Origin of the sequence: Kutzneria chonburiensis (assembly GCF_028622115.1) — a bacterium.
GTDB classification, from domain to species: domain Bacteria; phylum Actinomycetota; class Actinomycetes; order Mycobacteriales; family Pseudonocardiaceae; genus Kutzneria; species Kutzneria chonburiensis.
Genome location: NZ_CP097263.1, coordinates 1,879,401 through 1,902,634 on the forward strand (window position 1 = coordinate 1,879,401; position 23,234 = coordinate 1,902,634).

26 protein-coding genes are annotated in these 23,234 nt (G+C 69.8%); 16 read left to right on the plus strand and 10 right to left on the minus strand.

What is annotated here, in order from left to right:
* The 3 genes from M3Q35_RS08665 to M3Q35_RS08675 form a co-directional block, all read right to left on the minus strand.
* Entirely contained in the window at positions 1 to 351 is a 351-nt protein-coding gene (locus M3Q35_RS08665; protein ID WP_273941143.1) for a DoxX family protein, read from the minus strand.
* A 61-nt stretch (positions 352 to 412) separates the two neighbouring features.
* The gene (locus M3Q35_RS08670; RefSeq protein ID WP_273941144.1) at positions 413 to 766 is read right to left on the minus strand and encodes a nuclear transport factor 2 family protein; all 354 of its coding nucleotides are present in this window, start codon (positions 764 to 766) and stop codon (positions 413 to 415) included.
* Between the two features lie 117 nt (positions 767 to 883).
* Positions 884 to 1,273, minus strand: a complete 390-nt coding sequence (locus M3Q35_RS08675) for an ester cyclase (RefSeq protein WP_273941145.1) — start codon at positions 1,271 to 1,273, stop codon at positions 884 to 886.
* A 222-nt stretch (positions 1,274 to 1,495) separates the two neighbouring features.
* Between M3Q35_RS08675 and M3Q35_RS08680 the strand changes: the two genes are divergently transcribed.
* The 3 genes from M3Q35_RS08680 to M3Q35_RS08690 are packed head-to-tail and all read left to right on the plus strand — an operon-like array spanning position 1,496 to position 4,289.
* A complete protein-coding gene (locus tag M3Q35_RS08680; protein WP_273941146.1) occupies positions 1,496 to 2,692 on the plus strand; it encodes an MFS transporter in 1,197 nt (398 codons plus the stop codon).
* A gap of 57 nt (positions 2,693 to 2,749) precedes the next feature.
* On the plus strand, positions 2,750 to 3,358 hold the full coding sequence (locus M3Q35_RS08685; protein WP_273941147.1) for a TetR/AcrR family transcriptional regulator: 609 nt from the start codon (positions 2,750 to 2,752) through the stop codon (positions 3,356 to 3,358).
* A 22-nt stretch (positions 3,359 to 3,380) separates the two neighbouring features.
* Positions 3,381 to 4,289 carry a helix-turn-helix domain-containing protein gene (locus M3Q35_RS08690; protein WP_273941148.1) on the plus strand — a complete coding sequence of 303 codons (909 nt, stop codon included), beginning with the start codon at positions 3,381 to 3,383 and terminating at the stop codon, positions 4,287 to 4,289.
* Positions 4,290 to 4,309: 20 nt separating this feature from the next.
* Here the strand turns inward: M3Q35_RS08690 and M3Q35_RS08695 are convergent, their stop codons facing one another.
* Together M3Q35_RS08695 and M3Q35_RS08700 are read right to left on the minus strand one after the other, a co-directional pair.
* Positions 4,310 to 5,170 (minus strand): multicopper oxidase family protein, encoded by an 861-nt coding sequence (locus M3Q35_RS08695; RefSeq protein ID WP_273944287.1) that lies wholly within the window; start codon positions 5,168 to 5,170, stop codon positions 4,310 to 4,312.
* On the minus strand, positions 5,170 to 6,060 hold the full coding sequence (locus M3Q35_RS08700; protein WP_273941149.1) for a multicopper oxidase family protein: 891 nt from the start codon (positions 6,058 to 6,060) through the stop codon (positions 5,170 to 5,172). The genes M3Q35_RS08695 and M3Q35_RS08700 overlap by 1 nt, the downstream gene beginning before the upstream one ends.
* Before the next feature lie 237 nt (positions 6,061 to 6,297).
* Between M3Q35_RS08700 and M3Q35_RS08705 the strand changes: the two genes are divergently transcribed.
* Positions 6,298 to 7,503 carry a histidine kinase gene (locus M3Q35_RS08705; RefSeq protein WP_273941150.1) on the plus strand — a complete coding sequence of 402 codons (1,206 nt, stop codon included), beginning with the start codon at positions 6,298 to 6,300 and terminating at the stop codon, positions 7,501 to 7,503.
* On the plus strand, positions 7,500 to 8,189 hold the full coding sequence (locus M3Q35_RS08710) for a response regulator (RefSeq protein ID WP_273941151.1): 690 nt from the start codon (positions 7,500 to 7,502) through the stop codon (positions 8,187 to 8,189). The genes M3Q35_RS08705 and M3Q35_RS08710 overlap by 4 nt, the downstream gene beginning before the upstream one ends.
* A 7-nt stretch (positions 8,190 to 8,196) precedes the next feature.
* On the opposite strand, the gene M3Q35_RS08715 is transcribed toward M3Q35_RS08710, so the two are convergent.
* Positions 8,197 to 8,631, minus strand: a complete 435-nt coding sequence (locus M3Q35_RS08715; protein ID WP_273941152.1) for a low affinity iron permease family protein — start codon at positions 8,629 to 8,631, stop codon at positions 8,197 to 8,199.
* A 321-nt stretch (positions 8,632 to 8,952) separates the two neighbouring features.
* Here M3Q35_RS08715 and M3Q35_RS08720 point away from each other — a divergent pair, with 321 nt between their 5' ends.
* From M3Q35_RS08720 to M3Q35_RS08745, 6 genes are all read left to right on the plus strand, one after another.
* Entirely contained in the window at positions 8,953 to 10,290 is a 1,338-nt protein-coding gene (locus M3Q35_RS08720) for a hypothetical protein (RefSeq protein WP_273941153.1), read from the plus strand.
* A gap of 116 nt (positions 10,291 to 10,406) precedes the next feature.
* Positions 10,407 to 11,168, plus strand: coding sequence for a helix-turn-helix domain-containing protein (locus tag M3Q35_RS08725; RefSeq protein WP_273941154.1), 762 nt, complete (start codon positions 10,407 to 10,409; stop codon positions 11,166 to 11,168).
* A gap of 157 nt (positions 11,169 to 11,325) precedes the next feature.
* The gene (locus tag M3Q35_RS08730; protein WP_273941155.1) at positions 11,326 to 12,336 is read left to right on the plus strand and encodes a hypothetical protein; all 1,011 of its coding nucleotides are present in this window, start codon (positions 11,326 to 11,328) and stop codon (positions 12,334 to 12,336) included.
* A complete protein-coding gene (locus M3Q35_RS08735; protein ID WP_273941156.1) occupies positions 12,333 to 13,088 on the plus strand; it encodes a hypothetical protein in 756 nt (251 codons plus the stop codon). Before M3Q35_RS08730 ends, M3Q35_RS08735 begins: the two co-directional genes overlap by 4 nt.
* A gap of 5 nt (positions 13,089 to 13,093) precedes the next feature.
* Positions 13,094 to 14,413, plus strand: a complete 1,320-nt coding sequence (locus M3Q35_RS08740) for a PrsW family glutamic-type intramembrane protease (protein ID WP_273941157.1) — start codon at positions 13,094 to 13,096, stop codon at positions 14,411 to 14,413.
* Entirely contained in the window at positions 14,410 to 14,967 is a 558-nt protein-coding gene (locus M3Q35_RS08745; protein ID WP_273941158.1) for a hypothetical protein, read from the plus strand. The genes M3Q35_RS08740 and M3Q35_RS08745 overlap by 4 nt, the downstream gene beginning before the upstream one ends.
* On the opposite strand, the gene M3Q35_RS08750 is transcribed toward M3Q35_RS08745, so the two are convergent.
* The 4 genes from M3Q35_RS08750 to M3Q35_RS08765 all read right to left on the minus strand — a co-directional run bounded on the left by M3Q35_RS08750 (position 14,964) and on the right by M3Q35_RS08765 (position 18,904).
* A complete protein-coding gene (locus tag M3Q35_RS08750; protein ID WP_273941159.1) occupies positions 14,964 to 15,821 on the minus strand; it encodes an SAM-dependent methyltransferase in 858 nt (285 codons plus the stop codon). The two genes, M3Q35_RS08745 and M3Q35_RS08750, sit on opposite strands and share 4 nt — an antisense overlap.
* A gap of 85 nt (positions 15,822 to 15,906) precedes the next feature.
* Entirely contained in the window at positions 15,907 to 16,602 is a 696-nt protein-coding gene (locus M3Q35_RS08755) for a hypothetical protein (RefSeq protein WP_273941160.1), read from the minus strand.
* Between the two features lie 142 nt (positions 16,603 to 16,744).
* Entirely contained in the window at positions 16,745 to 17,887 is a 1,143-nt protein-coding gene (locus tag M3Q35_RS08760; RefSeq protein WP_273941161.1) for a serine/threonine-protein kinase, read from the minus strand.
* A 69-nt stretch (positions 17,888 to 17,956) separates the two neighbouring features.
* A complete protein-coding gene (locus tag M3Q35_RS08765) occupies positions 17,957 to 18,904 on the minus strand; it encodes a quinone oxidoreductase family protein (protein WP_273941162.1) in 948 nt (315 codons plus the stop codon).
* Between the two features lie 68 nt (positions 18,905 to 18,972).
* Between M3Q35_RS08765 and M3Q35_RS08770 the strand changes: the two genes are divergently transcribed.
* From M3Q35_RS08770 to M3Q35_RS08790, 5 genes are all read left to right on the plus strand, one after another.
* On the plus strand, positions 18,973 to 19,635 hold the full coding sequence (locus M3Q35_RS08770; protein WP_273941163.1) for a Type 1 glutamine amidotransferase-like domain-containing protein: 663 nt from the start codon (positions 18,973 to 18,975) through the stop codon (positions 19,633 to 19,635).
* A gap of 31 nt (positions 19,636 to 19,666) precedes the next feature.
* A complete protein-coding gene (locus M3Q35_RS08775) occupies positions 19,667 to 20,377 on the plus strand; it encodes an ArsR/SmtB family transcription factor (protein ID WP_273941164.1) in 711 nt (236 codons plus the stop codon).
* 92 nt (positions 20,378 to 20,469) lie between these two features.
* Positions 20,470 to 21,942, plus strand: coding sequence for an APC family permease (locus M3Q35_RS08780; protein ID WP_273941165.1), 1,473 nt, complete (start codon positions 20,470 to 20,472; stop codon positions 21,940 to 21,942).
* Positions 21,939 to 22,772, plus strand: a complete 834-nt coding sequence (locus M3Q35_RS08785) for a PhzF family phenazine biosynthesis protein (RefSeq protein WP_273941166.1) — start codon at positions 21,939 to 21,941, stop codon at positions 22,770 to 22,772. The genes M3Q35_RS08780 and M3Q35_RS08785 overlap by 4 nt, the downstream gene beginning before the upstream one ends.
* Positions 22,769 to 23,224: a RidA family protein gene (locus M3Q35_RS08790; protein ID WP_273941167.1), complete on the plus strand. Its 456-nt coding sequence runs from the start codon at positions 22,769 to 22,771 to the stop codon at positions 23,222 to 23,224. The genes M3Q35_RS08785 and M3Q35_RS08790 overlap by 4 nt, the downstream gene beginning before the upstream one ends.
* The last annotated feature ends 10 nt before the right edge of the window (positions 23,225 to 23,234 follow it).

The window sequence follows — 23,234 nt, forward strand, 5'->3', positions numbered from 1 at the left end:
TCAGCTCCACACGAGTCGCAGGACGAGCGCGACGACGGCGAGGATCAGCAGCACCACCGCGGGCGGCGTGCCCTGGATGTCCTTCCTTCGCACGTGTTGGCCGGCCGCGAGCACGAAGTACAGGATCACGCCGACCGCGGCCGCGATGCCGAGGGCCGGCCGCCAGATCCCGACGACCAGCCCCGCCGCCCCGGCGAGTTCGCACAGGGCCAGCGGTGGAAACGCCCGCAGCGGCACGCCGACCCTGGTCATGCTGTCGACGATCGCCTTGGCGCGAGTGAGCTTTCCCAGGCCCGATGCCACGAGGGCGGCGGCGAGTACCGTCGCGACCACGACGTAGGGGATTTCCATGGAGACTCCTGTGAGTGGGGCAGGGGTGAGCCGGCGTCGATCCGGCCAGCACGGTGGTTCGTCACGCGAAGACGGGAGTCAGGTCGTAGTAGAGGCGGAAGTCCGTGATCAGGTCGTCCTCGCCGACCCGCCAGATGGACACCACGGGAATGGTGACCTGCTTGTCGTCCTGGCGTGTGTAGGTCACGTCGGTGACGGCGATCGTGGTGTCGTCGACCGTCCACTTGGAACGGATGACGTGCCGGATGCCCTTGAGCATCGCCATGTACGCGATATTCGCGGCCAGGATCGCCGGCCGGCCGAGCACCGGATCGCCGTTGCCGGCCACCGCCGTCGCGTCCTCGGCGAAGAACTCGGCAAAACCGTAGGCGTCCAGCCGGTCGATCGTGGCGAACATTTTCTGCGCGTTGACCATTGCAGGCTCCGAAAGAGTATGAGTGAGACGCCGTCGCGTGGTGAACGCTTCAGCGGTTGTCGGCAACAGTGCGAATGAATCGGGCAATCCTGGGAAACATCGGTCGAACGGGGGCGGTCACGCCGTCAATTGAGCGGTGAGCTGAAGGAGTTCCTCCGCATGTCGGAGTTCGGTGACCTTCCCGTCGACGACCCGCATGAGGTCGATCCCGGTGAACGACACCGCTCGCCCGGTCGCGGCCGTGCCGAACCAGGGGCCGGTGTGCGTGCCGGTCATCCGCCACTGGCAGACGGTCCACCCGTCGGCCGTCTCGCCCTGGTAGATCACCTCGTGCCGGGTTCCCGTGAATCCGTCCCTGACCGCGGCGACCAGCAGCCGCAGGCCGTCGATGCCGGTCTCCGCTCCGGGAACGGGATTGTGATCGATCATGTCCGGCGCCACGACGTCGTCGATGCCGGCGACATCGCCATCGTCGAAAAGCTGGTAGATCCGAACGGGAACTGTCATATCCGCATCGTACAGACCGGTATTCTGACGGATTCCGTGAATTGCGCCGTCCTTTCCGGAAATTGCAGATAATCGCTCGCCGTTCCGTGATCACTGCACGAGCGGTCAACCGGCTTGAGTCCGAGCCGGTCGCCTACCTACGGTCACCACCGCAATGTGACGGTCACTCACGCCGGCCGCCGACGGGTGGCGGCCAGGACGTGCCACTGCGAAGGGCTTGTCATGCGGATCTTGCGTTGGACCGTGCTCATCGGATGCTTCATCGCCTATCTCTTCGACGCGTTCGAGATAACCCTGCTGTCGCTTGCCCTGCCGGCGATCCGCCACGATCTCGGGTTGTCCGGCGGGCAGGCCGGACTGCTCGCCACCGCGACGCTGCTCGGCATCGGCGTCAGCAGCCTGGCCATCGGCTACCTCGCCGACAACTTCGGGCGCAAGAAGGCTCTGATCCTCTCGCTGGCCGCGTTCGGCGTCTTCACCTCGGCGCTCTGGGCAGTGCCAGGGTTCGGCACCTTCCTGGTGATCCGGTTCCTGGCCGGGCTCGGTCTCGGCGGGGTGTGGAGCGTCGTCTCGGCCTATATCACCGAAACCTGGCCCGACCGGAGCCGCAACCGGGCCTCGGCCTTCGTCATCAGCGCGTTCCCGATCGGCGGCGCGCTCGCGGCCGTCACCTCCGGCCTGTTCCTGCCCGACTGGCGGCTCATGTTCCTCATCGCCGGCCTGCTGGTCGCGCTGCCGATCCTGATCGTCGCGGCGTTCTTCCGGGAGTCCTCGAGTTGGCTGGCCGACCGGACGGACAGCGAGAAGCCGGTTGTCGTCGGCGATGTCCTTCGTGGTCCGCTGCGGCGGGCGACACTGCTCGGCACGCTGATGGCCGCGCTCGCCCTGATCGGGTTCTGGGGCTCGTCCACCTGGCTGCCGACCTACCTCGGCACCGAGCGAGGCCTGTCCCCGGCGTCGGTCGCGTGGTCCCTGACCGCGTTGAACCTGGGAATGTTCCTGGGATACAACGCTTTCGGTGTCCTGGCCGACCGCATCGGGCAGCGGGCCGCGATCCTGCTCTCGCTCGTCGGCGTCACGATCGCCCTGCCGGTCTACGCACTCACCACCCGGGCGGACACCCTGCTCTGGCTCGGCCCGCTCTACGGGTTCTGCACCGCCTTCTTCGGGCTGTTCGGCGCCTATCTCGGCGAGCTGTTCCCCACGCGGGTGCGGACGACCGGGGTCGGCTTCTGCTTCAACGTGGGGCGGGGCATCTCGGCCTTCGCCCCGTTCGCCCTCATCGGTGTCGCCGGCGCGATCGGGTTCAGCGGCGGTCTGGTCGTCTGCGCCTTGTTCTTCGGCCTGTCGGCCGTGGTTGTCGCGGTCCTGCCGACGACCCGCTCCGCGGTGCCGCAGGACACAAGCGTTCAGTATTGAACACTAGTGTCTCACCCGGTACGCTCCTGTCCAGTACGATCGATCCAAGGGGTGACGGTGAACGCGACGGAGAAGCGGCTCCACGCCGCGGCGCTGCGACTGTTCGCCGCTCGGGGCGGCACCAACGTGACCATGAGCGAGCTGGCCGAGGAGGCGGGCGTCGCCCGGGGCACGCTGTACCGGAACGTGGAGTCGGTCGAGCAGCTGTTCGTCCAGGCCAGGACCCAGCTGGTGGCCGACCTGCACGACACCAACGCGCGGGTGATGGACGCCGATCGTGTCCTCGACCCGCCGCTGCGGCTGGCCACCGGGATCCGCATGATCGTGCGCCGCGCCCACGAGGACCCCACGATGGGCCGGTTCCTGGTGCAGTTCGGCATGACCGACGGTTCGCTGCGCGAAGCCCTCTCCGGTCCGCCGATGCGTGACGTCGAGGAAGGCATCAGGACCGGTCGCTACACGGTCGCGCCGGACATGGCGATCAGCCTCATGTCCCTGGTGATCGGCGCCGTCGTCAGTGCGATGTGGACGGTCCTCGAAGGTCACCAGACCTGGCGCGAGGCGGGGACGGTCACCGCCGAGCTCATCCTGCGCGCCTTCGGCGTTCGCGGCGAGGAGGCCGCGAAGCTCGCTTCGGGGCCACTTCCCGAGCTGCCCGCCCTCTGACCGGAGAAGGAGGACGGCCTGAATGTCCGCCGACGAGATACCGTCACACGTGGCGGCTGTGGCCACGATCCGGCAGGCCGACCGCACCCTGCCGTCCTCGCTGCTGCTGACCAGCGAGGGGCTCGGGTGGACGACCATGCTGGCGCGCACCTACGCCGATCCGCTGGTCGCGGAGTTCACCACGACACCGACCGCCGCGCTGCACGTCGTGGTGGCCACTCGAGGGCGCTGCATGCTCGAAAGCCGGGAGCAGCGGGTCGCCTACCAGCCCGGGTCCGCCCGGATCACCGCCCCGCAGACCTCGCGCACACTGCGATGGCAGGTCACGGAACCGCAGCCGCCGCGGTCGGTTCACCTGTACCTGTATCCGCATCTGATCGACGAGGTCAGCTGGGAACTCGGCGGGCTCGGTCTGCTGCTGCCCGAGGAACTGCCCGACCGCCTCCTCATGAATGACCCGTTCGTCGCCGCGACCGGCTACGCGGTCGCCGACGCCATCCACGACCGTGCCTCCGCGTTCTACGCGGACTCCCTCGCGACCTCGCTGGCCGCGCACCTGCTCCGCGTCACGTCCGGCGTCCGTCCGGTCGAGCGGCGGGCCGCGCTCGACCGGACCACGCTGCGCAGCATCATGGCCTACTTCCACGACAACCTGGCCGAGGACATCACCCTCGACAGCCTCGCCGCCCACGTGAAGATGAGCAAGTATCACCTGCTGCGGTCGTTCAAGAACGCCACCGGAACCACGCCGCACCGCTGCCTGGTGATGCTGCGGCTACGACGGGCGGCGCACCTGCTCCAGACCACCACGCGACCGCTGGAGCAGGTGATGAAGGCGAGCGGCTACCAGAGCATGGGCCAGTTCTCCACGGCGTTCCGGCGGGAATACGGCCGGCCGCCGGGCCAGTACCGACGACAGACCGGCAACTGATCGCGCCTTGGCGGATCTCGTCAGTTGATCGTGAAGTTGGCCATCATGCCCATGTCCTCGTGCTCGAGGTTGTGGCAGTGGAAGACGTAGCGGCCCTTGTAGTCGCTGAAGCGGATGGCGATCCGCACCTTCTCGCCCTTGTTCAGGAAGACGGTGTCCTTCCAACCCCGGTCGTACGGGCCGGGGTCCTGGCCGTCGCGGGAGACGACCTGCATGGTGGCGTTGTGCACGTGGAAGGGGTGGTGGAAGTCCGAGGTCACCGTCCACACCTCGGTGCTGCCGGCCCGCACGTCGGCCTCGGAGTACGTCGGGTCGAAGACCCGTCCGTTGATCTCCCAGTCGGTGCCGGCGCGGTGGAACGTCATGGTCCGGGTCGCCACCGACGAGCTCGGGTCGATCGGGTCCACAGTGGACAGTGTGGCCGGGACGCTGCTGGTGTCGGTGGCCGTTCGGGCTACTTCGAAGCGCATCACGACGCCGGTGGAGTCGGAGCCGAGCTGGTTGGTCAGGGTGATCCGGTCGCCGACCCTGTGCCTGCTGAAGTCGATCACCACGTCGAACCGCTGGGCCGGCGAGAGGGCGATGGCGTCGAGCTGCTGCGGCGCGGCCAGCAGGCCCTGGTCGGTGCCGATCTGGGTGAAGCCGGTCGAGTCGTCGAGGGCGAGCTGGTAGGTGCGCGCGTTGGAGGCGTTCAGGATCCGGAAGCGGTAGCGCGCCGCGTCGACCTTCATCGCCGGCCACGGCGCGCCGTTGACCAGGATCACGTCGCCCATGACGCCGTTGCCGGCGTCCCTGTCCACGCCAGGGGTCGACCGCATCGCGGGATCGAGTGCGGGGTAGCGGAAGGAGCCGTCGGCGGCGAAGGCACGGTCGACGATCATCAGCGGCACGTCCCGGGATCCTTGCGGCAGGGGAGTTCCTGCTCCTCGGCGTCGTGGGCGAGGTGGAAGCCGGCCAGGCCCCGGTGCACGCTCGCGCCGGTGAAGTCCATCCGGTGGTCGTGGTACCAGAGCGTCGCCGCCCGTGGCGGTGTCGGATACGTGTAGTCGCGGGTCTGCCGGGTGACGACGGCCTGGGGGTCGGTCATGGCCGGCATGTCGCCCATCGCCGGCATGGCCGGGAAATCGCCGTAGGACGCGGCGGGCAGCACGAAGTCGGTGGGGTAGCCGTCGCTGTCGTGCGGGATCGCGCCGCCGTGGAGGTGCACGACGGTCGGCACCGGCAGGTTGTTGCGATGGGTCACGACGACGTTGCGGCCGGGGTTCTGCACGATGGTCGGTCCGGGGAAAGTGCCGTTGTAGCCCCAGATCGGCGTCTTCAGGCCGGGCAGGATCTCCGCGGTCGCCGCTGACTGCACGATGTCGTAGTAGTCGGTGTCCGAGGTCTGGCGGGTCGGCTGGAGCTGCTTCGGGATCGGCAGCGTCGCACTGAACTGCGCCGGCAGCGGAGCCTCGCTGGTGAGCGTCTTGATCCCGGAGTTGGGGTCGTTGCCGCTCTGCGTGTTGTCGTTGTGGTGCGTGCCCGGAAACGGCTCGCCGAACGGGCTGTCACCTCCGCCGCCACGGCCGAACGCCCCGGTGACATCGGCGATGACGGTGGCCGCGGCCAGGGCACCGGCGATGCCGGCGGTGGTCAGCACGGTCCGGCGGCTCAGCGCGGCCTCGATCAGTGGAATCTCGTCGGCCGCCGCGAACGGTGGCGCCTGCGCCGGCTGCCCGAGCGCCGACTGAACGGCGTTCGACCCGAGGTAATCACGGATTCGCGCCGCCAATGCGGAAAGGGCGCGCCGAGGCGGCTCCGGCCGTAGGCATGAATGGGCCGGATGACGAAAAGCAATCCTCATGCGGAAAGCGTCGCCGCGAACTCGGTCGCCGGCATCGCGCCACGGGAGTCAGTTGGTACTCCCGTGCTACTCCTGAGGAAGTGTCGCCACCTACTTCGTGGGGAGTACGGTCGGCCTTCCCGCGGCAGATGACCGCCACCCGCGTTCTCCCTCTACCATTGCGAGGTGAGCACCCAAGGCTTCGCGCCAGGCGTCCACTGGCGGCTGCCACCGCTGGTCGCCGACATTGTCCTGGCCGTAACGGTGACTGCCGTCACGGTGTGGGGCTGTTACAGCGAGTCGAATCCGTCCTTCGATTCCGGACCGTTCTATCATGGGAATGTCATCGTTCCCGCTCCCGGATGGGCCTATCTTCTGGTGGCCGCCGCGGGAATGGCCCTGGCCTGGCGGCGCCGACACCCGCGGGGCGTGCTGGCGGCCACGATTGTCGGTGTGCTGGCCTTCGCGCTGCTGGGCTACGTCAGCGACGCCGCACTGGTCATCCCGCCCATCGCGCTGTACACGGTCGCGCTGATGGTGCCGGTGCTCGACGCCGTCCTGCTGGCCGTCGCGACGCTGGCCGCGCTCGCGGTGGCCATCGTCGTCGGCCCGGCGGTCGCGGTCACCAGCGGTGACATCGCGTTGACCGGCCTGGTCGCGGTGGCGCTGCTCGGCGGGATCGCCAGCGCCAACCGGCGTCGCTACATCGAGGAGGTCCGGGTGCGCACGGAGCTGCTCGAACGGACGCACCAGGAGAAGACCCGCCGCACCGTCGACGCCGAGCGGCTGCGGATCGCCCGCGAGCTGCACGACGTCGTCTCCCACACGATGTCGACCATCAACGTGCAGGCCGGCGTCGCCGCCTACGTCGGCAGCGATCTTCCCCCGAACACGGCCAGCGCATTGCAGGCCATCAAGACCGCCAGCAAGGACGGTCTCCGTGAGCTGCGGGCCATCCTGGCCGTGCTCCGGCAGGTCGACGATCCCGATTCGACCCAGCCGCAGCCGGGCCTGGCCCGGCTCGACGCCCTGGTCGCCGGCGTCATCGCCGCCGGGCTGCCGACGGCCGTGGTCACCAACGGCGCGCCTCCGGCCGCGCTTCCACCGGCGGTCGACCTGGCGGCCTACCGCATCGTGCAGGAGTCGCTGACCAACGCCATCCGCCATGCCGGTCCGGCCACCGCAACGGTCGAGATCACCTACGGCCGCCGGGCGGTTCACCTGCGCGTCACCGACACCGGCTGGGGGCCGCCGGCCAGTTGGCCGACGAGCGGGCACGGCGTGATCGGGATGCGGGAACGGGCGGCGGCCGCGGGCGGGCGGCTGGACATCGGCAAGGCGAACACCGGCGGATTCGAGGTCACCGCGCGACTTCCGCTGGAGTCCGTGTGATCCGCGTGCTGCTGGCCGACGACCAGGCCCTCATCCGCGCCGGCTTTCGCGCGCTGCTCGAGCACACCGACGACATCGTCGTGGTCGGGGAGGCCGCCGACGGCGAACAGGCCGTCAGCCTCGCGGCATCCGCCCGGGCCGACGTCGTCCTCATGGACATCCGGATGCCCGGCGTCGACGGGCTCGAAGCGACCCGGCGCATCGCCGACAGCGAGGATCTCGCCGGCGTGCGGGTGTTGATCCTGACCACCTTCGAGTCCGACGAGTACGTCTACGAGGCGCTGCGGGCCGGCGCCGCCGGCTTCGTCGTCAAGGACACCGAGCCCGCGGATCTGGTGCAGGCCGTGCGGATCGTCGCCGCCGGGGACGCCCTGTTGTCGCCCGGCGTCACCCGTCGTCTCATAGCCGACATCGCGGCGCGGGGACGTCCCGGCACAGTGGCGTCCGAATACCGTATCGACCGGCTCACCGATCGGGAGCGGCAGGTGTTGGCCCTGGTCGGCCGCGGCCAGTCCAACGACGAGATCGCCGGCACGCTGTTCCTGAGTCCCTTCACCGCGAAGACGCACGTGAGTCGGATCATGACCAAGCTCGCCGCGCGGGACCGGGCGCAGCTCGTCGTCATCGCCTACGAGACCGGGCTGGTGACCGTCGGCCACGACCCCGGCAACGGCGTTGTCGGATGACCCGTGATCAGGCGCTTTCCCGGTCCTCCAGTCCGACCGCGGCGCGCAGTTCGGTCCGGCACTCGGCCAGGTCCAGTTTCTCGCCGGCGTGATGGCTCATCAGCACCGCGAGTCCCTCGGCGATGGCGTTCAGCTTGTGCTGCACGGCGTCGTCGGCGCGTTTCTGCGTGTTCTGCAGCAGCGCCACCAGCAGGAAGGTGACGATCGTGGTGACGGTGTTGATGATCAGCTGCCAGGTGTCGACGCTGCCGAACAGGAAGAACGACGGCGCCCACACCACGACCAGCAGCACGCACAGCGCGAAGAACCACGCACGTGACGCGAATCCCTCGGCGTGGGTGGCCACCCGGTCGAAAAGCGACAGTCTGCCGCTGATGTCGGTGGGCATCGTTGCCGGATCACTCAGCGTGATGTGTCGGCGGGAGTGGGTGGGCGTACTCATCGCGCTGACCTCCTTGGCCACACGTACAGGGCGTGGACATACCCCGATCGGGTAATGGTGAAACGCCACGACCCGTCGTGGCGGCAGGTGTAGACCACTCGGTGGCACGCGCTGATTTTATGAGTGATGCTCGGATTACCGAATGCGGTCGTCCGGCACGCTTTCGTCGGCGGGGTGGAGAGATAATCCTTCCGTAACAAGCTGATCGGCTTGCGTGGCGGTAGCGTCGGCGGTGCCGAGATCAGACCGTGTCGAGCATTCCCTTGCGCGGCAACATGTCCGTCTCGCGCTTCCCGTTCGAACAACAGCAAGGAGTCTCCTGTGGGGATTCACGGTCGTAGACACGCGGTCGCCCTGGCCGTGGTGGGCTTGGCGGTGGCGTCGATCGTCACCACCCAGGCCAGCGCCTCGGCGGCGGGTGGTGGCTATCCAGGCGGGGCGACGCCGGGCACCGGGGCGACGTCGGGCACGCTGCCGGTCAGCAAGACCATCCTGCCCAGCGCGATCAAGGTGGACCTGCAGAACGAGTACGTCCGCTTACCGCTGCACCGGGGGGAATTCAAGGGGCAGACGGTCTGGTACGTGCTGACCGAGGCCTCGGACCAGGGCGCGGCCGACGACCTCGGCCTGAACTTCGCGCCGAAGCTGGCCAACGCGGGGATCGGGTGTGCCACCTGCGTCCAGGACGTCACCCTCAACGGCCCGTCGGACAACATCTTCGGCGAGGGGACTGTTCACTTCGCCGGCATCCCCGACTTCAGCCCGACGCGTGTGCTGACGGCCGGCCCGACCGGTTTTCCGCCCAGCCAAGCCACTCCCGGCGCGGTCGGTGACGCGAAGTACAGCCCGTTCATCCGGGTCGAGGGCTCGCAGACCGTCTACAACGCACCGATCGTGGCGGTCGGCGACGGCCCCTTCGACGTCGAACACCACACGAACACCGCGGACCGCGTGCTGGCGATCCACCCGGCGGCCAAGGCCACCGGCCCGTCGCAGTTCCACGGCGCCTCCGTCGATCTGCTCTTCATCCGGGGCTTCGACTCCGGCAAGCCGATCGTCTACCTGTCCTCCGACGCCAGCGACGCGACGACCGCGGTCCTGGAGCGCGCGACCTACGTTCCGGCGCTGAACAACGTGGCGTTCACCGGCGGCGACGACTTCCTCGGCAGTGCCCGCGAGCGCATCTTCCCGTTCGTCAACGGGCAGACCGGCGCGACCAACCCGCAGGCGCAGGGTTTGGCGCACCTGATCGTGGACGGCCACGCGAGCGAGGACGCGTCGCTGGGCAACAAGGCTCTGCTCCAGGCGCTCAGCCATGGCGGCGACGCGCTCAACGTCCAAGGCGATTTCCCGACGTTGAGCCAGGACAACCGGCGTGACGCCTACAGCCCGCTGTGGGAGGCGCAGTTCGGCCAGTGGACCCCGAAGGCGGTCCAGCAGGGACTCAACACCCGGCAGACCGACGAGTTCCAGATCCTCAAGCTCGCCGCCGCGCATCCCGACCTGCTCACCGGCCCCGGTGGCGCGCCGTACGGCAGCGTCAAGGCGCTCATCGACTGCCCGGTGATCGCCTACCTGGACACCGAGCCGCAGGAAGACCTGATCCAGCCCGCACCGGGCTCGGCGGTCGACTTCTCGGGCGCGTACTTCCAGGGCTGACAACGCCCGCGGGTCGTGTGTGCTGCCGTGTTCACGCCGGCAGCACACACGGCGTCGATCGGCCGGCCTGGCAGAATCGACGGCTGACGGCAGCCGAGAAACTCGAGGGGGCGTGGGTGTCCGTGGATACCGCCGCCAGCCGGCTCGCGTCCCACCTGCGGCAACTGCGCAAGCAGACCGGGCGCAGCCTGAAGGACCTGGAAGCGGAGCTGCACGTCAGCGACTCGTCGCTGTCCCGGTACTTCAGCGGCCAGTCGGCGCCGCCGTGGCCGGTGGTCGAGCAGCTGGGCCGGCTGGCCGGCCAGGACGTCGCCGAGCTGCGGGGGCTGTGGCAGGAAGCCGGCCAGCGCCGCCGCGCGACGGAGCCGGAACCCGACCCGGAACCGGCGCCGCAGCCGGAGAAGCCGCGGAGTCGCCGCTGGCTGCTGGCCGGCGCGTTTGTGCTGACGGCCGTCGTGTTCGGCGGTCTCGGCCTGTACGCGGGCGTGCGGATCGGGCAGTCGAAGCCGCCGGCCGAGGACGCCGCGTGTGCGAGCTGGCCGTGGCCGGGCGGCAACGGCGAGGACGTCGTCCCGTTCGTCTCCTTGAACGCGACCGAGCACAAACCGACCGTGGAACTGATCATCGGAAAGGGTGACGACGGCCGGAGCGCGGCATGGGCGAAAATCTCCGGCGCGAAATTCGGCGATCGGGTATGGCTGGACTGGAGCTCGGACGGCGGCCGGAGCTGGGTGCAGTGCGGGCCTTTCCCGGTGAGTGCGGAGTCGGGCACATCGCGTGCGCACGACACCGGGCCGAATTGGCTGTTCCGGGCCTGCGGCGACGTGCCACAACCCATTCGCCGCACCGGCGGCGAGGGCTGCACCGACTACCACTGACGCCCCACGTCCCGGGATGAACAACCGAAACCCCTGGTAGCGGGCATCCCGCGTCCCGACATCGCCGGTTGTCCCGCGCCGGGTCCGGCGGCTGCCTACGCTCCGCGTCATGACAGTTCCAGCGCCACCGGAAAAGCGTCGAAAAATTGTCCTCTGGGTGGGTTTCGCCGTTGCCGTCGTGGTGCTGCTCGGCGTGGTTCCGTTCGTCTTGTTCACATTCATCGACGACAACACGGACTCCGGGCTCCCGGCGAAGGCGGCCGATTACGTCGGCAACGATCCCGGTATGCCGACCACCGGCGCGCGAAACTTCAGCAATGGCCTCGGTGCGCTCGTCGGACCGCATTTCGCGCTCCGGTTCACCACCGTCGAGGTCAGCCGCACCGCGAGCTACCAGTACGAGGCCGCGCCCGGCTATGAGTTCCTGCTGCTGACGATCGACCCCGCGACGCTGGCCGACGCCCCTGGTCCGGACGACGACGTGACCGCCGCGATCATGGTGGACGGCGCCGGTCACAAGACGAGCGTGGCCGCCATCCAGCGTGGCTCCGGCCTCGTGGTCAGCGTGGCCACCGGGCACACCGCGCTGCTCAAGATCACCGACACCGGCCGTACCCAGACCCTGGACCTGCGCACCGGGAAGCGCGCTTCGGACGAGATCCAGGGCTACTACCCGGAACGGGCGCTGAACCTGAGCCCTGACACCTACGCGCAGAGCGGCAAGACCAGTTCGGGCGGCTGCCGCCGGCAGACCACGATGTCGATCGACTTCATCGGCGGCGGCACCGGCACGGCCGTGCTGCCGTGGGGGCCGGACGTCGGCTGGGCCAAGCCCGGCCGGGCCTGGCTGCCGATCAACTACACCATGCTGACCAACCCGGTGTCGGTGCCCGACTACGACACCCTCTTCGACCTGCCGCCGGCCTGCGCAGTCGACCTGAACTTCCAGTTGGACCCGAAGCAGACCTTCGCCGTCGAGTTCGACGGCGGCACCGCCGCGCCGGTCAAGGTGACCGACCAACTGCTGCTGTTCGACGTGCCGGTCACGATGACCGGCGGCACGCTCGTGATCCACCCCGCCGGCACCTTCAACGACGGCAGCACCCATCCCGTGGTGTGGTCCGAGCCGCCGCCGGACGGCCGGATCACCTTGGCGGCGGCGAAATGAGGGCCGCCGCCGGCGTCATGGCCCTCATCGGGGCCGCGATCGGCCTGCTGCTCACGCCCGTCGAACTGGTCCTGCTCCTGCGGCTCACCCGTGACCTGGTGCCGGCCGTGCTCACCGCCGGCATGCTGATGACGGCATTGGCGCAACTGGTGCTGTACGGGCTCGGTGGCGTGGGGCTGTTGGCCCGCAAGCGATTCGGACCGCCGACGGCCATCGGCGGGTGTTGCGCAGCCGTTGCCTGGATCGCGTTTCGAGTGGTGGACGCGGTGGTGCTGGACAGTGGTATCGGCCCGCTGCTGATCTTCGTGTACTGCGTCGGACTGCCGGCGCTGGCCGTGCTGGCCCTGACCATCGTCAGCCGTGAACGGTCCGTCGTGGAGCCGGCCACAGCACCGATTCCGATGTCCATTCCGGCGTCGATTTCTGGGCCGGCGTCGGTCGAAACGCCGCGACGATCTTTCGACGCACCGCCGCCGGCCGATGACCAGACCGCCCTGGTCCGGATGTTCGCCGGCTGCGCCGCGGTTGCCGCCGTCATCGGCGTGGTGGGCATCATCGCCGCGTTCGCCCCGGTGTCGACCGACTTCCAGCTGCCCTCCGTGCCGGGCATGCCGCAGCGCTCGGGGCCGACCAACCAGACCGGACCGCCGTCGGGGCTGCCGAGCGTGCCGTCCACCGTGCCGACCTTCCCGTCCCTGCCGTCCGACTTTCCTTCCCTGCCCAGCTTTCCGACTTTTCCGACGGCAGGATGACCGCCGTGTCGCGAGCGATCCTGCTCATGGCCACTCTGCTGTCCGCCTGCTACGCGGTCGCCGTGCTGCTGGAGTTCCTCAAGCCGGCCAACGGGGGAACCACCGCCGGCATCTTCTACCCGGGCGTGCCGGTGGAGAACTTCATCCCGTTCTGGGGCGCGATCGCGAGCTGGCCGCTCGCGTTGGCGCTGGTCCTGTTGCGCCGCAAGCTGATCGCTGCGGCGGTGCTCGTGCTGCCGTTCGTCATCGACCCGGTCATCGACCTGGTCCGGTTCTTCCCGCTCACGCTCTCGTGCCTGCCGACCACAGCGGCGGCGGTCTGGGCGATCCGTCGCACGCAGCGGCTGCGGCGGCTGCCCGGCGGCGTGCTGCCGACGGCGTTCGCGGGCGGCTTGCTGGTGGCGACCGGCTTCGGTGGCTCGATGAACGCGCTGAACATCGACTACGCGCCGGCGTTTCTGGTGTGGTCGAAGGTGCAGGGCATGCTCGCCCACCCCGACCTGGCGCGGCTGCGTGACGGCTCGTTCCAGCGGGAGTTGTTGGCCGCCAAGCAGTTGACCGGCACCTTGCTGGCGGTCGACGCCGGCGTGTTCGAGGAGCTGGGCAAAGGGCTGGTGATCGGCGCGATCTACCTGGCCACCCGGCAGCGCTGGCACGGCGTGGCCTCGGGCATCGTCGTCGGCGCCACCGTCGGCCTGGGGTTCAACCTGCTGGAGAGCGTCGAGTACATGACCGGCGACGGCGCCTTCCAGTTCTGGATCCGCCAGGCCGTGGGTCTGTTCGGCGCGCACACGGCATTCTCCGCGCTGGTCGGCGCCGGGTTCGGCATCGCCGGCCGGCTGGCCGATCCGCGCCGCCGCCGGCTGGTGATCGGGCTCGGCTTCGGCATGGCCATCTGCGGGCACTTCGCCAACGACTCGATCCTCACCGTGGTCGCCGGTCGGCTGACCGTCGGCGACCCCACCCTGTCCGCGCTGGTGGTCCAGCCGCTGGCCGTGATCGCGTTGCAGCTGCCGTTCGTGCTGATGTACGTCTTGTTGCTGCGCAAGGGAATGCGTGACCAGTCCACGGCGATGGCGGCCGGCCTCACCGCGGCGGCGGCCGACGGCTCCGGCGCGGTCATCGGGGCCGAGGTGCCGATCCTGCTCGATGCGCGGCGGCGGTTCGGCCTCCGGCTGGCCACCTTCGCGCAGCGCGGCCTGCCGGCGTATCGATGGCTGACCGAGTTGCACGACCGGCAGCTCGAACTCGGCGTGACCATGGCGCCGGAGCTGCGCGCCCGAATCATCGACATGAAACGAAACCCCTGGGTGGTGGCCCCGTGAGGTACCTGGTCGGACTGGTCGGCACCGTCGTCCTGATGCTGCTGGTGATGCCGGGGACGGCGTCGGCGTGCGAAGTCCGCTACGCCGCGGCCGCGGCCGCCGGCAATTGCGGTGACACCGGCAAGATCGTCGCCGTCTCCGTCACCGTGGCCGGCGGGTCGGTCAGCCTCGCCGCCGCACGATCGCTGATCCAGGCCACCGGCTTGTCCGCACGGGAGCTGGCCTCGGTTGACGCCCGGGTGCTCGAGTGGGCGTTGCGGCGCGCCGGCACCGTCGGCGACGAGCTCGAAGAGGTCGAGGCGGCCGCGGACGGACTGGCGGGGATGCGCGGCGCCGCCCGAAGCGGCGCCGGCAAAGTGGGCGATGTCGTGGGGTTCACCGAGAAGGAGATCCAGCACCCCATCGTCGAGGCCGAGGTCGCCCAGCAGTCGACGCCGCTGTACGACCCGCTCACGCCGTTGGCCCTCGGACTGACCTTCGGCATGCACGCCTGGGCCTTCCGCGACCGGCTGATGGTTCCCCTTCGTCGCATCGCCGGCGCGTTCCGGCGCTAGGGCTTGCGGGCGACCAGGCCGGCGATGCACTGCTCGACGTCGTTGAGCGGGGTCAGGCGGGGGCCGTCCGGCCACCAGTCGTCGCACAGCGCCAGGCCGGGGGCCTTGTTCAGGCCGGGCGGCATGAGTTCGAGGCCCTCGACGAAGGCCATGAGCTCCCGCTCGGTGCGGAACCGGCCGGAGCCCATGGGGCTGTGGATGAACAGCTGCTCCATCTTCTGGGCCAGCTCGGTCAGGCCGGGCGTCTCCGGGTCGAAGAAGTGGGCGATGATGACGAACGAGCCGCTGGGCAGGGCGGCGATGTACTCGCGCATCATGTCCGCGCCGTCGTCGGCGTTGTAGTGGTGCAGCGTGCCGACCTGGAGCAGCGCCAGCGGCCGGTCGAAGTCGATGTAGCGCCGGATCTCCTGATTGGCCAGCAGCTGGCCGGGCTGGAAGATGTCCTCGGCGACGACGTGCGTGTGCGGCGCGTCCTCCAGCAGCGCGCGGCCGTGGGCCAGCACCACCGGGTCGTTGTCGACGTAGACGACCATGCTGTCCGGGTTGACCCGCTGCACGACCTGGTGGGTGTTCTCGGCGGTCGGCAGCCCGGAGCCGCAGTCCAGGAACTGCGTGACGCCGCCCTGCTCCGCCACGAACCGCACGGCCCTGATCAGGAAGTTCCGGTTGGACCACGCCAGGTCGCGCACCTCGGGCGCCCGGGTGGCGACCTGCTGGAGCACCAGCCGGTCGATCTCGTAGTTGTCCTTGCCGCCCAACGCCGCGTCGTACACGCGGGCGATGCTCGCCCGCGTGGTGTCCACGCCCACCGGTACCGAGCTCGGTGCGGCGTACCCCAGATCCGACGACGACATCTCGCCCCTTTCGTGGACGGCGCGGAATTTCGCGGACTTCAACCGTAGTGGGTCGAGTGCGGACCGCAACGTCAACCCGTGTCCATCACCGGAACGAGGTAATGGCGCGGCTGGCCATGGTGAACACCGTGTCGCATAGTTCGGGATCGTCCTGATCGGGCAGCCAGCGGTGGGCCGGGGTGTGGGCGGCGAGGGCGAAGGCGCAGGCGCGCAGGACGTCGAACTCGGGGCGGGTGCCGGGGTAGGCGAGCAGGGCGCGGACGAGCCCGGGTAAGGCGAGTAGTGGGTAGGCGGGGTCGTCGGCGGCGATCAGAGGTGGTTGGCCGGTTTCGGTGGAGGGCAGGACGACGGGTACGCCGCCGCCGAGGGGGTCGATGACGGCGTCGGAGTGGTAGGTGATCTGGCGTAGTGGGTAGCTGAGTGCGTCGGTGGGTTCCCACGAGACGATGTCGCCGATGCCGGCGGCCAGCAGCAGCGTGCACAGCGTCGGTATGGCGGTCGATTCGACGATGACCACCCGTGCCGATGCCGGTGTTCGGCCGGTGCGGGAGAGCAGGACCAGTAGCCGTCCGGTGAGGCCGACGGCGGTCATTTCCTCGCGGGTGAGGCAGGGGACGTCGGTGAACTCGGCCTTGCGGCGGCGGGCGTGGGCTTGATCGATGCCGCCGAGGTAGATGGCGTCGTAGTGGCTGGTCAGGGGCACGATGTCGAGGCCGGGGATCTTTTCCGGCAGCTCGGTGTCGGCGTCACCGATGATCGCCACGCGCGGCGTGTGTTCCATCGGTCCTCCACTGCCCCGCTCCATGCAATTGAAGATTATCGCAACTCTTTGACACCGTGGGGCGGGGGTGAGTCCCAGGTCAGGGTTCCGGCGTCGATGTCCGCGCACACGGCACGGATCCAGTGCAGGTTCAGGAACGAAGCTAGCCGTGCTTGCCGTTCCCCGGCCCCGGCTTGCCGTGGCCGGTCTTCTTGGCCTGACCGGGCGGCACACGGTTGACGGCGCCGGGATCACGTTTTTCAGGGCTGTCGACGCCGGCGGCCAGGTCAACACCTGGCGTCGTTGTGGCGGTTGGCGTTGTGGTCGGCGCCGGACTGGTCGTGGTCACGGCCGGGGCAGTGGTGGTTGCCGGGGAATCGGTGTCTCGGAGCGTGACTGCCAAAGCCGCGCCCGCCACGAGAAACACGACGGCCGCAGCGACCACTCGGCGCCGGCGCGGTTGCCGCGGCAGCGGCATCGTCGGCACGTCGACGTTCCCGAGCTGGGCGAACCGCTCAGCACAGTGCGCCGATGACGGCCGCTGTGCCGGATCGGCGCTGGTCATCGCGGCCAGCAGCGCCGCCAGCTCGACAGGCAGCCAATCCGGGATCACCGGGTCCCGCGTCAGCCGGGCGAGTGCGGCTTCCGCCTGCCCGCCTTGGAATTCCTGGTAGCCGGTCAGACATTGCAGCAGCACCAGACCCAGCGCGTAGACGTCGCAGGCCGGGGTGGCCTTCTCGCCGCGCACCTGTTCCGGGGCAAGGTAGGCGGCCGTGCCGACGATCTCCCCGGAGCGGGTGATGCTGTCGGCGTCGACCAGCCGGGCCAGGCCGAAGTCGGCCAGGTAGGCCTCGCCGTCCAGGTCGATCAGGATGTTCGACGGCTTGATGTCGCGATGCACGATGCCGCGGGAGTGCACGTACGCCAGCGTCGGCAGCAGGCGGTTGGCCAAGGCCACCACCTCGTCGACAGTGGGTCGCTCCTTGGACAGCGCCAGGTGCAGGGCCGGGCCGTCCACCAGCCGCATCACCAGGTATCGGCCGTTCTCGTGCTGGCCGGCGTCGTAGACCGTGACCAGTCCCGGATGGGAGAGGCCGGCCAGCAGCCGGGCCTCGTCGTCGAACCGCCTGCGGTTGATCACGCTGGACGTCGAGGTGAACCGCTTGATCGCGACCGGGCGTTCCAGCTTCAGGTCGTAGGCCCGGTACACCTCCGCCATCGCGCCGGCGCCCACCAGCGCGCCGATCCGGTAGCGGCGGGACAGCAACGGTCTCTCGCCCGCCGCGCTGAACGGGTCACCCTCCATGTGCCGGCCCTCCCGTGCTCTGCGACGACCACCGGGGTTACCCGCGGCGGCCCCGCATACACCGCCGAATCACGTGACCTTTTGCGGCACAAGCACGACCTTGCCCGTGGTGCGCCGGCCGACGAGATCGGCGAAGGCCCGGCTCGCCTCGGCCAGCGGATACCGCGAGCCGGTGACCGGACGCAGGCGGCCCTGCGCGGTCAGGCTCAGCAGCTCGGCCAACGGCTCCCGGTAGCCCAGCTCCAGCGCCGGCCGCAGCCAGAACCCGGCCACGGTGAGGTTGCGGCGGGACAGCACGGACGGGTCGACCGCCGGACGGCCGCGCTTGCCGGCGTCGCCGTAGCTGACCAGTCGTCCGAACTGGGCCAGCGCGTCCAGCCCGGCGGTGATCGCGTCGCCGCCGTTGGCGTCCAGCACCACGTCCACGCCCTGGCCGTCGTTGGCCTGCCGGACGCGCTCGGCATAGCCGGTCGGCTCGCTGTCCACGGCGACGTCCGCGCCCAGATCGAGGGCCAGCCGGCGTTTGTCCGAAGTGGACGCTGCGGCGATCACCCGCCCGGCGCCGAACTCCCGGGCCAGCTGGACCGCGAGCGAGCCGACGCCGCCGGCCGCGGCGTTGACCACCACCGACTCGCCGTCCCGCAACCGGGCTGAGCTGCGCAGCAGGTGCCAGGCGGTCAATCCCTGCACCAGCAGGGCCAGAGCCTGCTCGTCGGTGACGCCGTCGGGCAGGTCCACCGCGGCGTCGGCCGGGATCGACGCCTGCTCGGCGAAGCCGCCGCCGTCGAAGGTCAGGCCGACGACCCGGCGGCCGTCGGCCGTGCGGCCGGCCACCTCGGTGCCGGGCACGAAGGGCAGGTCGACCGCGGGGGAGTAGGTGCCGGCCACCCGGGAGACGTCGGCGTAGTTGACGCCGGCCGCCGTGACCGTGACGACGAGGTCGCCGACGGGTGCGTCGATCTCGCTGACCGTGAGGACCTCGGGGCCGCCGAACCGCGTGACGTGGATTGCCTGCATGCCTTCGCACGATATCCGAGCATGATCGGGTCGGGCACGGCATGTGCAGGATACGAAGTGGAGGCAGTGTGAAGCTCTTGCTGACGTCGGGCGGCGTCACCAACCCGAGCATTCAAGCGGCGCTCGTGGAGCTCCTCGGCAGGCCGATCTCGGACTGCCACGCCCTCTGCATCCCGACAGCGCAGTGGGGTCACCCGATGTGCGGACCGAAATCGGTGCGGGGATTCGTGGCGGCCGAGCCCAGGTGGCGGCATTTCTCGGGTCTGGGCTGGGCGTCGCTCGGCGTCCTCGAACTGACCGCGCTGCCGACGATCGGCGCGCGGCGATGGGTTCCCTGGGTTCGGGAGGCGGACGTGCTGCTGGCCGACGGCGGCGATGCGACGTACCTGTGCCACTGGATGCGGGAGTCCGGTCTGGCCGATCTGCTGCCGTCGCTGACCGACACGGTCTGGGTGGGAGTGAGCGCCGGCAGCATGGTGATGACGCCGCGGATCGGGACGTACTTCGTGGAGTGGCCGTCGGCGGCGGACGACCGGACGCTGGGAGTCGTCGACTTCTCGATCTTCCCGCACCTGGACGCCTTCCCGACGAACACCCTGGCCGACGCGGAGCGGTGGGCGGCCGACCTCGGTGTCCCGGCCTACGCCATTGATGAGCAGACGGCCATCAAGGTTGTGGACGGGACCGTCGAGGTGGTGTCCGAAGGCCGCTGGACGACGTTCGGCGATTGACTCGGCCGGAGCCGTCATGTTTCATGTCGGCATGAAACATGACGGTGCCGAGGCGCTGCGGGCGGCGGCGGAGGCCATGGCCGAGCTGGGCAAGCAGCTCGCGCACCCGTTGCGGTTGCTGCTCCTGACGTACGTCAGCGAGCACGGCCCGTGTGCGTTCAGCGAGTTGGTGGAGGTCGCGGGGGCGTCGCAGGCCCAGGTCGGCAACCACCTCACCGTGCTCAGATCGGCCGGCCTGCTGGTGACGGAGCGCCGTGGGCGGCAGAGCCTGTACCGGCTGCCGAACGCGGATCTGGCCGAGTTGCTGGCCAACCTCGGTGCCGCGGCCGGCGTGTCGGCCGTGGACGTGCCGGTGGCCCGGCCCGGGGAGGAGGCCCGCTGCTGCTACGACCACGTCGGCGGTCGTCTCGGCGTGGCGGTGTTGCGGACGCTGCTGGAACGCGATGCCGTGATCGGCGATCCGGCCGGTGCCGACGATCTCGTGCCTGGTGCCGGTGCGGACACCGTGCTGCCGGAGTTCGGCGTTGCCGAATGGGCGCAGCTGCACGGAACCAGGCGACGGTTTGCCTACGGGTGTCCTGATTGGACGGAGAAGGCCCCGCATCTGGGCGGTGCGCTCGGTGCGGCGGTGGCGGAGAGCATGCGCGAACGCCGCTGGACCAAGCCGCGATCCGGCAGCCGGGCCTTGGACCTGACGCCGCGGGGCCGCAGCGCCCTGCGTGAACTGGGGGTATCGGTCTGAGCCCATGAGTGGCTCGGCTGGGGGATCAACCGCACCGGAATCGACCGATTCCGTGCTCTGCCCTGCTCATAAGCAATCCCCGGAGGATCCCCATGTCACAGAGACCGGCCCTCGCGCGTGTCCTGGGCACGCTCGTCGTCGCGGCCGCCACGCTGGCCGCCGAGTACGGCAGCGGCGTGAATCTCGTCCTGGTCAACGCACTTGGCACGCAGCCGCAGGTCACCTACCTCGTCCCGGTGGCGCTGATCGTCGCCGGCGTGGTGCTCGGACCGGCGGTGCTGCTGTTCGCGCGCTTCGCGCAGGCGATGCCCCGCGCCGGCTCGGCCTACGTCTGGATGACCCGTACCGTCGGGCAGCGCACGGGTTTCGCGGCGAGCGCCCTCTATCTGGTCGGCGTGATCGGGTCCATCGGCTTCCAGAGCTACGGCTTCGCCGTCTTCTTCGCGAGCCTGCTCGACGCCGTCGGCTGGCACGCGGGTGCGGTCGCCGCCGCCAGCAGCGTCGGGCACATCGTGTTGGGCGGTCTGCTGATCCTCGCGTTCACGATCGCGCAGCTGCGGGGCATCAGCTCGTTCGGCCGGATCATGGCCGTGATGCTGGGCATGGTGCTCGTCGTGGTGGTGCTGACCGTGGTGGTCTGCCTGGCCGGCGATCCCGGCGCCTACCTGCGGCACGCGGCAGACCTGCTCGGCCATCCGGTGCAGGCCCCGGCCGACAGCACGCCGACCCTGGGCGCGTTCGTCGGCGTGCTGGTGCTGTTCGTCTACTCCTACGGCGGCGTGAGCGCGGCCCCGTCGCTGGGCGGCGAGACCCGTGACGGCAAGTCGTTGTCCCGTGGGCTGGTTCGCGGCTGGCTGATCGCGATCCTGTTGTACGCCGCCGTCGCGTTCTCCGTGTTCCACGCTGTGCCTTGGTACGCCGTGCATCCGCTGGTCGCGAGCGGCCACCAGGACGCCGCGACGGTGCCCGGCATCATCGCCGTGCTCGCGCCGCGAGCCGTCACCGTCGTCTTCGATCTGTTCGTCATCGTGGTGGCCGGCAAGACCGTGGCGCCGCTGATGATCGACTGTTCCCGCATCATGTACGCCTGGAGCCGTGACGGGCTGCTGCCCGCCTCCTGCGCCCGCACCACCGACCGCCAGGTGCCGATCGTCCCGATCCTGGTGACCTCCGTGCTGGGCCTGCTGTTCGTGGTCGAGGAGGCCACAGCCGGGTTCCAGATCGGCGTCGCGCTGCGGTCGGTGACCTTCATGCTGGTCATCGCCATCGTCGGGCTGGGCTGGCTGCGGCTGCGAGCGCTGCCGGCCCGACGTCCGAGCTGGGCCACCGAGCTGGTCGGCCGGCGTGAGCTGCTGGTCGCGGCGCCGATCGCCGTCGCCGTCGCGGTGGCGTTGATGATCTCCGGCTTCGTCCAGCCGAACACCCCTTTGCTGCTGCAGCCCGGTGTGCAAGCCCTGATCACACTGGCGATCGCCGCCGTGCTGTGGGTGCTGGCCGTGCGCCGGAACCAGGGCCGCCTCGGTGAGGACCAGGCGGCGAGCGAAATGGAGCGAATTTCCGGATGACCCCGCAGGTCCAGCTCGTCCACGTGTTCCCGGCCGGCCCCGGCGGCGGGAATCCGGCGCCCATCGTGGTCGACGCCGACGGCATGTCCGACGACGACATGCAAGCCGTCGCCCGGGAATACGGCCACGAGAGCGGCTTCGTGCTGGCCGACGAGCACGGCTACGAGCTCCGGTTCTGGGTGCCCAACCACGAGATGTCGATGTGCGGGCACGCCACGGTCGGCGCGGTGTGGCTGCTCGGCCGGCTCGGGCGGTTGCCCGACGGTGAGGTGTCGCTGCGTACCCGCAGCGGCCCCGTCACCGCGCGGCGGATCGACGGCGGCGCGGAGATCACCCAGCCCCGGGGACGAATCGAGCCGGTGGCGGACGAGGCCGTGCCGGCCATCCTTGACGTCCTGGGAATCGGTCCGAGCGATCTCGCTGAGGCACCGGTTCGCAACGCCTGCACCAGTCGGGTGAAGACGCTCGTGCCGGTCGCGGACGTCGCCGTGCTCGACGGGCTGCGGCCGGATTTCGCCGGTGTGAAACGGGTATGCGACTCGGTGGGGTCCACCGGGCTGTATCCGTACGCGCCGTCCTCTCCGGCCGGCCAGGTGTTCGACGCGCGGCAGTTTCCGCGTTCCTCCGGCTATCCCGAGGACGCCGCCACCGGGATCGCCGCCGCCGCACTGGCCTTCGGCCTGGTGGACACCGGATCGGTCGACCCCGGCCGGCCGATCCGGATCCGACAGGGGCGGGCAATGGGCCGGCCGTCCGAGATCACGGTCCGTTTTCGTTGGCAGGACACTGTGATCGACGGCGTTTGGCTCGGTGGAAAGGTGACCTCGTGATCATCGAACAGCGCATCGCCGAACTCGGCTTCGCCCTGCCGCCGTCTCCCGCGCCGCGCGGCGTCTATGAGCCGGTCGTGGTGCACGGCACCGTGGCCTACGTCAGCGGCCAACTGTCCCGTGTGGACGATACGGTCATGCGCGGCCCCGCGGAAATGCCGTCCCGGCTGACCACTTCCGCCGCCCAGGCCTGCGTCTTGCGGGCGCTGAGTGCGCTGCGGCACTCCCTCGGCGATCTGGACCGGGTGAGCCGGATTCTCTTCCTACGCGGATTTGTCAACGCCCGCAGCGATTTCCAGGATCACTCGGCCGTACTCGACCCGGCGTCGACCCTGCTGCTGGACATCTTCGGCGATGCCGGCCGCCATGCCCGCTCCGCCATCGGCGTCGCCAGCCTGCCGAGCGGCGGCCTGCTGGAGGTCGAGCTGACGGTGGCACTGACCGACCTTTGACGGCTGTTGT